General features: G+C 44.4%; 9 protein-coding genes. 5 read left to right on the top strand and 4 right to left on the bottom strand.

Annotated elements, in window-relative coordinates; all coding sequences use genetic code 11:
• The first annotated feature begins 35 nt into the window (after positions 1-35).
• Complete coding sequence (locus HMPREF3034_RS10185) at positions 36-542, top strand: histidine phosphatase family protein (protein WP_036897036.1); 507 nt, start codon at positions 36-38, stop codon at positions 540-542.
• Between the two features lie 153 nt (positions 543-695).
• On the opposite strand, the gene HMPREF3034_RS10190 is transcribed toward HMPREF3034_RS10185, so the two are convergent.
• The 3 genes from HMPREF3034_RS10190 to HMPREF3034_RS10200 form a co-directional block, all read right to left on the bottom strand.
• Positions 696-1,688 (bottom strand): hypothetical protein, encoded by a 993-nt coding sequence (locus HMPREF3034_RS10190; RefSeq protein ID WP_036897039.1) that lies wholly within the window; start codon positions 1,686-1,688, stop codon positions 696-698.
• An 852-nt stretch (positions 1,689-2,540) separates the two neighbouring features.
• Positions 2,541-4,619 carry a GDSL-type esterase/lipase family protein gene (locus HMPREF3034_RS10195; RefSeq protein ID WP_036897042.1) on the bottom strand — a complete coding sequence of 693 codons (2,079 nt, stop codon included), beginning with the start codon at positions 4,617-4,619 and terminating at the stop codon, positions 2,541-2,543.
• A 90-nt stretch (positions 4,620-4,709) separates the two neighbouring features.
• The gene (locus tag HMPREF3034_RS10200; RefSeq protein WP_036897045.1) at positions 4,710-6,074 is read right to left on the bottom strand and encodes a TrpB-like pyridoxal phosphate-dependent enzyme; all 1,365 of its coding nucleotides are present in this window, start codon (positions 6,072-6,074) and stop codon (positions 4,710-4,712) included.
• Between the two features lie 170 nt (positions 6,075-6,244).
• Here HMPREF3034_RS10200 and HMPREF3034_RS10205 point away from each other — a divergent pair, with 170 nt between their 5' ends.
• The 3 genes from HMPREF3034_RS10205 to HMPREF3034_RS10215 all read left to right on the top strand — a co-directional run bounded on the left by HMPREF3034_RS10205 (position 6,245) and on the right by HMPREF3034_RS10215 (position 8,249).
• Positions 6,245-7,681 (top strand): sodium:solute symporter, encoded by a 1,437-nt coding sequence (locus HMPREF3034_RS10205; RefSeq protein ID WP_062435327.1) that lies wholly within the window; start codon positions 6,245-6,247, stop codon positions 7,679-7,681.
• Between the two features lie 65 nt (positions 7,682-7,746).
• Positions 7,747-7,989 (top strand): hypothetical protein, encoded by a 243-nt coding sequence (locus HMPREF3034_RS10210; protein ID WP_062435317.1) that lies wholly within the window; start codon positions 7,747-7,749, stop codon positions 7,987-7,989.
• Positions 7,971-8,249: a Txe/YoeB family addiction module toxin gene (locus tag HMPREF3034_RS10215; protein ID WP_062435319.1), complete on the top strand. Its 279-nt coding sequence runs from the start codon at positions 7,971-7,973 to the stop codon at positions 8,247-8,249. Before HMPREF3034_RS10210 ends, HMPREF3034_RS10215 begins: the two co-directional genes overlap by 19 nt.
• An 80-nt stretch (positions 8,250-8,329) precedes the next feature.
• Here the strand turns inward: HMPREF3034_RS10215 and HMPREF3034_RS10220 are convergent, their stop codons facing one another.
• Complete coding sequence (locus HMPREF3034_RS10220) at positions 8,330-8,878, bottom strand: glutathione peroxidase (RefSeq protein ID WP_062435322.1); 549 nt, start codon at positions 8,876-8,878, stop codon at positions 8,330-8,332.
• Positions 8,879-9,119: 241 nt separating this feature from the next.
• On the opposite strand from HMPREF3034_RS10220, the gene HMPREF3034_RS10225 reads away from it, so the two are divergent.
• Entirely contained in the window at positions 9,120-9,671 is a 552-nt protein-coding gene (locus HMPREF3034_RS10225) for a hypothetical protein (protein WP_036897062.1), read from the top strand.
• The last annotated feature ends 454 nt before the right edge of the window (positions 9,672-10,125 follow it).

Below are 10,125 nucleotides of genomic sequence, written 5' to 3' on the forward strand. Positions count from 1 at the left end.
ATTAATGTGTACTTTTGCCGTAGTAAAAAGGAAGTATGACGAAACTATATTTGGTGCGCCATGGTGAGACGGTGGACAATGTGGCGCAGATTTTACAAGGACAAGGTCACGGACAACTGAATGAACGCGGACTGGAACAGGCTCGTGAGGTGCGCGATAAAATGGTTGGTGAACAAATAGACGTATTTGTTGCCAGCGATTTGAGGCGTGCTATAGATACTTGTCGCATCATAGCCGAGCCGCACGGATTGCCGATTGAGACGACGGTTTTATTGCGCGAGCGCGATTGGGGGAGTTTTACCGGTCGGTTTATTCCAACATTAAAAGATGTGGAATGGCCCGACGATATAGAGACTTTGGAGCAGATGAAATCGCGTGCCCAGAACTTTATCACTTATTTAAAGTTCACTTATCCTGATAAGACAGTCTTGGCCGTAGGACACGGATTGATTAACAAGGCTATCCAAAGTGTATATTTTCATCGTCCCATGAATGAAATTCAGAAGATGGGAAATGCCGAAGTGCGCGTCTTAGTATTGTAATAGGTTTCGATACATTACTCATAAATAGATTGAGGGCCTCTTGCTGCACAGCAAGAAGCCCTCTTTTTTACTCTCTAATTTTTATTCCTGAATTCTTTTTACTTAAAAAGTCACTCTATTGAGCATATAGTTATGTCTGAATTCTCTTATTGATTATTTGTGTCCGAAATGTCCACCGCCACCGAAGTTGCCGAATGAACGGCTGGGGGCTGATTGTCCTGCAGAACCGGAACGTGGACTAAACATGCGACTAGGAGCACTGGAGCTGCTGTTGAAATTGTTGCGCATGCTGCCAAAACCACCTTGACGTACCGTCGTACGAGTGCTACTTTCAGGGCGACTCATCTCATTGCGACCGCCAAAAGAGCGTGTCGGATCTTGTTGCATTCTATTTCGGCTTCCGAAAGAGCGTGTTGGTCTAGACTGCATATCGCTACGGCTACCAAAAGAGCGATTTCCATTTTGCTGCATATCACCACGTTCTATGTTTGAACTGTTAAAGATGCTGCGTTCACCATTGTTCATCCGCGAGCGGTCTGTGTCCATCCGGCGCTGTCCATAGTTATAGTTGCGGTCGCCATAGCTACGTCCTCCAAAACTGCGGTTGCCGAAATTGTGGCTACGACCGAAGTCTCCACCGTTGAAACCATCGCGCATTCCGAATCTTCTAGAACTTGGGCCGCCCCATGTACGTTCTCTGTACCATGACCGACCGCCATTCATTCGCCAGCTGTGTCCGCCACGATAGACGGTATAGAAAGTTGGCCGACCGAAGTAGAAGTAGTCACGTCGCGGGTAGCGAGCGTAGACTCCGAAGTGCCAATAGCCTCCATCCCAGTAGAGCGGACGGTAGAAATAGTTAGCTGCACAATAAGCTTGATATTGCCAATCGAGCAAAATGTAGCTTAAATCCAGATTACGCTGAGTCCAATAACTTCCATAAAGGCTGTTATAGTCGGTTACTCCTAGCAGGTAGTCAAGATTTATTTCATAGGCAGCTTCGTACTGCTCATCGGTCAGATTAAGCTCATATGCCATCTTGTCTGTCAGGAAAAGCGCCTGTTCGCGAGCTTGCTGATAGCTCATTGCGTTGACAGAAACTGCTGTAGTCAGCAGAACTACAAGGGCTAATATCAACTTTTTCATAATCTTATCTCTTTAATTGTTCTATTCGTTTATTTATCTGATGCAAAGAAACGAAGAATATACGAGGATGAAAAAGGTTTTTCCCTATGTGGTAGGGGATTTTCCCTAAAGGTGAATATGTATATATAATAAAGGTATATATCAACCGGCTTATAAAAAGAAGCTCCCTCCGACTCCCCCATAAGGGGGAGAGTGATAGTTTAAAGTTGGTACATAGACGAATAAAGAAGTGATGGTAGAGACGGAAAGTTTTCCGTCTCACAAGGTAAAAGGTAAGAGGTGGAGGTGTAATACAGAAGCATTTCTGTCCGAAGGACAGCCCATTCATAGCCGTAAGTCTTTTAGGCTTACGGCAAAAAAAGCAACTATAACCGAGCCTGAAAGGCTCCCCCTTTCCGTGTAATATCTATCATTAAAGGAGGATATGGGCAGTCTTGTCAGACTTCATATAATAGATAGAATCATAAGGGGGAGCCTTTCAGGCTTGAGCAAGGGCTTTTCAGTATTGCTGAGAGGGCCAGTCAGCAATGCTGCGAGAACGGTTCAGTATTGTTGCGAAGCCGGGGCAGCAAGTTGAGGGTGAGAACTTGAAATAGGAAGCAGGGCTGTATAGATTAACATACCGGACGGTATCGAAGTTAAAAGAAACTTCTAAAAGATATCATGATTGTTTTGTCGATGAAACAAAAAGGTGCTATTTCTGTGCTATACACGAAACAATAATGCAATTATGGTAGATAAAAATATTCAGAAATCAATTATTGGTGATTTCTTTAGATAGCATTCTGTCTTAATAATAAGCCCTTTACAGCATACGCTGTAAAGGGCTTATTATTGATTATAGAAATGTGGTTAGAAGTCCTTATCCCTAAAGGTGGAGGTGGGAAGAAGGCTGGAATTCACTAGATTTGCCCTTGTATAAGGTTGCCAACCATAGCGTACATTCACAGGTTTGACTACTTGTTGACTCCAAACCTTTACTTGATTACCTTCGATTTTGGCTTGTGCAGGATGGTATAAACCGTCTTCTCCGGCAATTTCAAAGCTGCGAATAGCTTTACCATCCGATGTTCTGAGACCATCGGCAAAGTCGAATGACACGTAAGCGGCACCATCGTGATAGTCCACATGATTCATGAATGGACCTGAAGGGACAAGCCGATGCCCGTAAGTCTTGGCCAAAGCCCAACGAGCCAAACGTTGTCCGATGGCCATTTTATGTTTAGGGTGTACGTCGAGCGAGTCGCCTATGTCGCTGCTGACAGCCATTCCCGTGTTGGGAATCGTTCGCAGTTGTCGGCGTTGTACATCGCGGAACCATGGCCAACTAGGTCTGTCCAAACTTGATAACTGCACATAATAGAAAGGAAGATTGGCGTTCCAATAGCTTCGCCAACTGCCTACCATGAGCTTAAAGAGGCTGTCGTAGGCTTCCATATTGTGTGCATTAGACTCTCCTTGATACCATGCCACGCCTCGGATGGTGTAGTGGGCGAGTGGTTCGATGCCGGCTTCGAAGAGATAACAGGGCTGATAAGGGTGTCGTTGCAGTGGGTTGGTCTTCAAGTTGATATTTTTCGACATGCGTTCACGTACCCATGGTTGGATGAAATCGTTTTTAGTAGGCTCTCTTAGAATGTCGGGAAAGTCGTTTTCAAGTGTCTGTCGGGGTATCCAAGACTCTGTCGGGGAACCGCCGATGGCGTTACAGATTACTCCGATGGTCACTCCAAGAGTGTCGGCCAGTGTTCGTGCAAAGGCCAAACCAATGGCAGAGAAAGCCGGGGCTGTGTTTTCGTTGCAGGCTTGCCAACCTTTATCGGTGTAATATTGCAGTCGGTTGACTGAGTCGAGAGCCGATATGGACCACTCGGAATTTGTCGTTGCCCATTTCTCTGTCATGTTAAATAGTCGTATATCAGGTTTTTGACTACTATAGTGGAGCATGTCTTGTTTCTCATCTGGAGCTAGTTGGGCGGTACGGAAAGCCATGTTTGATTGTCCGGAGCACAACCATACTTCACCGATGGCTACATCGTTGAATTGCAGTTTTTCTTTCTTTGTCTTGATGGTGAGTGTCAAATTCTTTGCAGCCTGCATGGGTAGGAGAGTGGTACTCCAATGTCCTTCTGCATTAGAAAGGGTGTGAATGGTCTGTTTTCCCAACTCTATGGTCACCTCGTCATGACTGTTTGCCGTTCCTTCCATGTGGATGGGAACGGAGCGTTGGAGCACCATTCCGTCGGTATAAAGGCGTGAAACGTGTAGCCCACCCATGTCTCCGGTGAGGGCGCTATATACTTTTCGGGCTATCAATCCAGCTCCTTCGGCGTTGGGATGAAGTCCGTCTGGAAATACATCAGGCCGATTGTAAAGTGCTTCGTGCAGGTCAATGAGTCCTACATTGGTTGTCCGTGCAATGCGTTCTATTCTCTGTTGTATCTGATGATGCCAGTCGCGAGTACCCGATTTGAATCGACGATGGCGGTCTGAGATGGGTGTTAGTCGACAAATCCATACTTTACATTTTGGATTAGCCACCTTAAATGAGTCGATAAGTGCACGGTAATCCTTGATAAAATCGTCCGAATAATTAGGCCATGCACGCGGGTCGGTATCGTTTACTCCTAAATGTATGATGACTCTATCGGCCTTAAAGTCGAGCGCTTGTCGGTATTCCGGTTGCGCAGTATAGGGTCGATAGGCTCTATTGATGAGTGTTGCACCCGACCGTCCGAAGTTCCTAACCTCGTAATCTTTTCCTAGCAACGCCTGAAGTTGCACCGGATAGCTCGTATGTTCACGGTCTTTGAGGCCGGCACCGTACGTGATGCTATTGCCCACACATGCCACCTTGATGGGGCGACGAGCGTCTATGCGTAGTAAAAAACTGATGAGTAAAATCAATATGAGCAGTGTTTTCTCTTTCATGCTGTAAGAGGTTAAGTTGGAAAAGAAGTATAACGAAAACTCCCTAATACCTGTTTGGTGAGATATTAGGGAGCATATAGGGATATAGAATTAAATCTTTACGTTGGGAACGTTGACTAGGTTGCTCTTAATCTCAGCGTCGGAAACACTGTAATTGTGCAAGTCTCCGTTGATATAAGAGTCGTAAGCAGTCATATCAATAAGCCCATGACCGGACAAACAGAATAGGATGTTTTCTTGTTTTCCGGCTTCCTTAGCTCGTAGAGCCTCTCGGATGGTAGCGGCAATAGCATGACAACTCTCCGGTGCGGGGATGATACCTTCGGTTCGAGCGAACAACATACCGGATTCAAAGCTTTCCAATTGGGGGATATCTACGCCGTGCATATAGTTGTCACGAATCAATTGACTGATGATCATACCGGCTCCATGGTAGCGTAAACCACCTGCATGGATGTTCGCGGGTTTGAAGTCGTGCCCCAAAGTGTACATAGGTAACAGTGGAGTATAGCCAGCTTCGTCTCCGAAATCGTATTCAAACTTACCGCGAGTTAGCTTCGGACAGCTCTCCGGTTCGGCTGCGATAAACTCTGTTTTCTTGCCATTGAGGATGTTATGACGCATGAATGGGAAAGCAAGACCGCCGAAATTGCTACCTCCACCGAAGCATGCAATCACTTTATCGGGGTATTCTCCAGCCATTTCCATCTGCTTTTCAGCCTCTAGGCCTATGACAGTTTGATGTAAAGCAACGTGGTTGAGCACCGAGCCCAGCGTATATTTGCAATGCGGAGTAGTCGTTGCCAACTCAATAGCCTCGGATATGGCAGTACCCAATGAGCCGAGATGGTTAGGTTCGCGAGTGATAATGTCCTTTCCGGCACGGGTAGACATGGAGGGAGAGCCCTCTACTGTGGCACCGAAGGTACGCATGATGCTAGAGCGATAAGGCTTCTGTTGCATGCTAATCTTTACTTGATAGACAGCTGCACTCAGCCCGTAAATGCTCGCGGCATACGACAATGCGGCACCCCATTGGCCTGCTCCGGTCTCTGTAGTGACGTTGGTGTCGCCCTCTTGCTTACAGTAATAGCACTGAGGAATGGCAGAATTAATCTTGTGAGAGCCTAGTGGGTTGGTACTTTCGTTTTTAAAATAGATATGAGCAGGGGTATCTAGCGCCTCTTCCAAGGCATAAGCGCGTACCAACGGAGTCGAACGATAGTAGCTATACTTATCGCGTACCTCTTCGGGAATGTCTATCCAAGCATGCGTACAATCCAGTTCTTGCTTGGAACATTCGGCACTAAAGATGTGCGACAAGTCTTCCGCGCTGAGTGGTTCGCGCGTTTTGGGATTCAATGGAGGCAATGGTTTGGTAGGCATATCGGCCTGTATATTGTACCACTGTGTGGGGATTTCCTTCTCTTGAAGGAGGAATTTCTTCTGTTTCATCTCTACCTTGTTTATAAATCATTGCAAATATACTGCTTTTTTGACAGTTAACAAGGCTTTTCTCTGAACTTTTCTATTACAGAAAGAAAGTAAGGATTGTAAGTAAAAAAGTGTGTTTTTAAATGTGCATGGATTTGTCTGCTTATTTAAAACAAGCTATCTTTGCATCCATGATGATACTTTTCACTGTTTTGATATACTTCTGTTGTCTGCTGGTATTCAGCAGATTGACAGCTCGCAAGTCCACCAATTCCATCTTTTTCAGTGCCGAGCGCAGGTCGCCTTGGTATATGGTGGCATTTGGAATGGTCGGTGCTTCTATTTCGGGAGTGACTTTTGTGTCGGTTCCGGGAATGATGTTGAAGACCGATATGACCTATTTACAGATGTGCGTGGGCTTTATCTTCGGCTATTTAGCAGTGGCTTTCCTGCTTTTGCCAGTGTATTATCAATTGCGAAAGCCCACTATTTATTCGTATTTGCAGCAGCGATTGGGCAATCGGTCTTACCTGACGAGTGCGTCATTCTTCCTCTTGTCGAAAATGACGGGGGCTGCCGTTCGCTTTTATGTGGTTTGTATTATCCTACAACGGTTCGTGCTCGACGACCTCAGAATACCTTTCCCGGTAACCGTAGTCATCATGGTAGGATTGATATGGCTTTATACTCATCGTGGTGGAATCAAAACGTTGGTGTGGACAGACACTTTCCAAACCACTTGTATGTTTGCTGCTTTGCTCCTTATTATATATAATGTGATGGGTGAACTGGGTTTCACGTTACCGCAAGCCGTACATGCCATTGCGACAGATACGCATAGTAGAGTGTTTGTTTTCGATGATTGGGTAAGCCGGCAGAACTTTTGGAAGCAGTTCATGAGTGGTATCTTTGTGGTTATAGTGATGACCGGACTCGATCAAGATATGATGCAGAAGAACCTTACTTGCAAGACTTTGCGCGAAGCACAGAAAGATATGTGTACTTATGGCTTGGCTTTTGTACCGGCCAACTTGCTCTTTTTGTCTCTTGGTGTCTTGTTGACACAGTTGGCAGCAAAGCAAGGTGTACCCCTCCCGGCGATGGGAGACGAACTCTTACCCATGTTTGCTGCTGCCGGACGACTGGGCATTACGGTGACAATCTTGTTTACCATAGGTATTGTGGCAGCCAGTTTTTCGAGTGCGGATAGTGCATTAACGGCTTTGACCACAAGTTTTTGTGTGGATATAAAGAACCGAGCGGAAGACGAACAGTTGCGTCGTCGCACCCATAGGGTGTTGGCATTGGTGTTTGTGGTGTTCATCCTGATATTCCGAGCATTAAACTCTACCAGCGTATTGGATGCCATCTATGTGCTTTGTTCCTATACTTATGGTCCGTTATTAGGGCTGTTTGCCTTCGGATTATTGACTCGTAGACCGACCAATGACCGCTTGGTACCGTATATTGCAGTCTTAGCTCCCTTATTGTGTTTTGTCGTTGATACGCTATGTAGTCGTCTTTTAGGCTATAAGTTCGGCTATGAGTTGCTCATGCTCAATGGTTTTCTTACTTTCGTAGGATTGTGGATAGTGGGGAAAGCAACTTTAATTAGAGTACGCAAATAAGTACACTAAAGTTTGTTTATATTGCTGAAACGTCTTATCTTTGCAATTAAAGAGGAGGTAAAAGTATGCAGATAATTACTACAAGAGAATTTAGAGCAAATCAAAAGAAATATTTTGATTTGGCAGAAACGGAGACAGTGTTTGTCGCTCGTAAAAATGCAAGACCCATAATTATTAGTGTTGCCGATGAGAATGATTTTCTTTCAAAAGCTGAACTAAAAGCTATTCAACAGGGATTAGAGGATATTAGGAATGGTAGAACGGTAAAAGTGAAAGACATTAATAATATATGGGACAGTATTCTGTAGAGCTTGTGGGATCGTCTAGAGAAGATTTGCGGAAGATTTACAAATCAGGTAATAAGGCGATTATCAAAAAAATAGAAGACTTGTTTATGGAGCTGTCAGAGCATCCGTATACGGGAACGGGGAAGCCAGAGCCTTTGAAATATCTTCCAAATATGTGGTCAAGAAGATTAGATAAGAAAAATAGGCTACTATATACCATTAATGAAGATGTTGTTTCTGTCTATGTAGTCTCAGTGTTGGGACATTATACCGATAAATAAAATGATAGTTAGGAATATGATTATACCATAAGGAGGCGGTGTTAACACCACCTCCTTATGGTATAGATGAGTCTCTAGCCTTATAAGAGTTCTTCTATTTGCTTTTCAATATTCGAGATCTTCTCTGTAGGTTCAAATCGAGCGACCACCTGTCCCTTTTTATTGATGAGGAATTTGGTGAAGTTCCACTTGATATCAGCTTTTTCTTTGTAGTTTGGATCGGCTTCGCTGAGTATCTTGTCGAGGATAGGATAGATGGGGTGAGACTCGTCCCAACCGGCAAATCCCTTTTGTTTTTTCAAGAATTTAAATAAGTCGTCGGCATCGTCACCGTTCACTTTTACCTTCTTAAAACGTGGAAATTCGGTACCATAGGTCAGTTTACAGAAACTGTGAATGCTTTCGTCGGTACCCGGAGCCTGCTGGCCAAACTGGTTACAAGGGAAATCTAAAATCTCAAAACCTTGTGCGTGGAATTTCTCGTAAAGTTTCTCTAGTTCTTCGTATTGGGGGGTAAAACCACATTTAGTAGCTGTGTTGACAATCAGGAGCACTTCGTTAGCATATTCCTTCAGTGACACTGGGCTGCCTTTTCTGTCTTTGACGGAGAATTCGTAAACCGTTTTCATCTTTTTCTTTATCTGTATGTAAGTATAAAATATTTTTCGTTAGCTGCAAAAATACAGAAAAATAGCGATAAGTTGTCATGCAATATGCTAATTAAAGTTATTTCAAGGTAGGGAATTACCATGAAAGAATAGGATAATCCCTACTGCTTTATATGGGAATATACACGACGTCTTGGTAAACTATATCTATCTTTGCAACAGAAATAAGAACAAAGAATTAATACACAAAACGAATATAATTATGGAGAAGATTTCTACACTCATGACGATGATAGCGATGGCTGTTCTGTCATTCTCTTTTGTTTCTTGCGATGAAGATGCAGAGATTGGATATACGCTTGAGGGTACTTGGAAGGGTAATATGTATGTATCGTCTACTTATTCCGGTCGCACTTACGATGCTACCTACTCCGAAATAGACTTTACTTCCGGCATTTGGGTAGACTATTACAGCAATGCTCCGTACGATTATATTGCCAACCACATTACTTGGACGGTAAACAATGGAACGATCTATGTACACTTTGTAGAAGAGAATACGGATATTAGAATCTTTGACTATAGCTTGAGCGACTACTATTTCTCTGGTTCTATCTATTCCGGAAACCAAACTGTAGACTTCCGACTGACGCATACGTCGTCTCCTAATTGGTCGGGCTACTACTATTATGGTTATGATGACTGGTACAATTCTTGGGATTCAGGCTACTATGCTAGAGGATATAACGACGCAATGAGTCGCTCGGTGAAACCTCAAGTAGAAGCTCCGAAACGCGTATTCAGAACGAAATAAGACAGGCGAAAGCGCCATCTGTAAAATAATGAAGCGGATGTACTCACAGAGGTGCATCCGCTTTTGATATGCAGTAACTTATAAACTCAGTGACTAAAAAAACGATCTTGGTTTGCTGCAACGGCTTTTCAGCATTGCTGTATGGATTGTTCAGCGATGCTGCCTCGACTCTGCAACGACCCCAAAGAGCCTCTTTTGACGATCAAGGGAGTATGTACTTGATAAGTGATTGAAAATGAGAATATATGATAATTGACAACAACATATTTGAAAGGGCTGACCGCATTGCTGCGATCAACCCTTTTACCTTTTTTGGGGGGAATAAAGCTGAGCGAATCTACTTGATCCGCTCCACGGTCAGTCCGCCTGGCTCTATCTTGAAGTCGGCCTCCGTCACGGCTTGGTTCTGGGCGGCGAGCTGGTCGCGGCGGTGTCTTGCCCCGTCCGCAGGTGC

The organism is Prevotella sp. DNF00663, from assembly GCF_001553265.1.
GTDB lineage: Bacteria > Bacteroidota > Bacteroidia > Bacteroidales > Bacteroidaceae > Prevotella.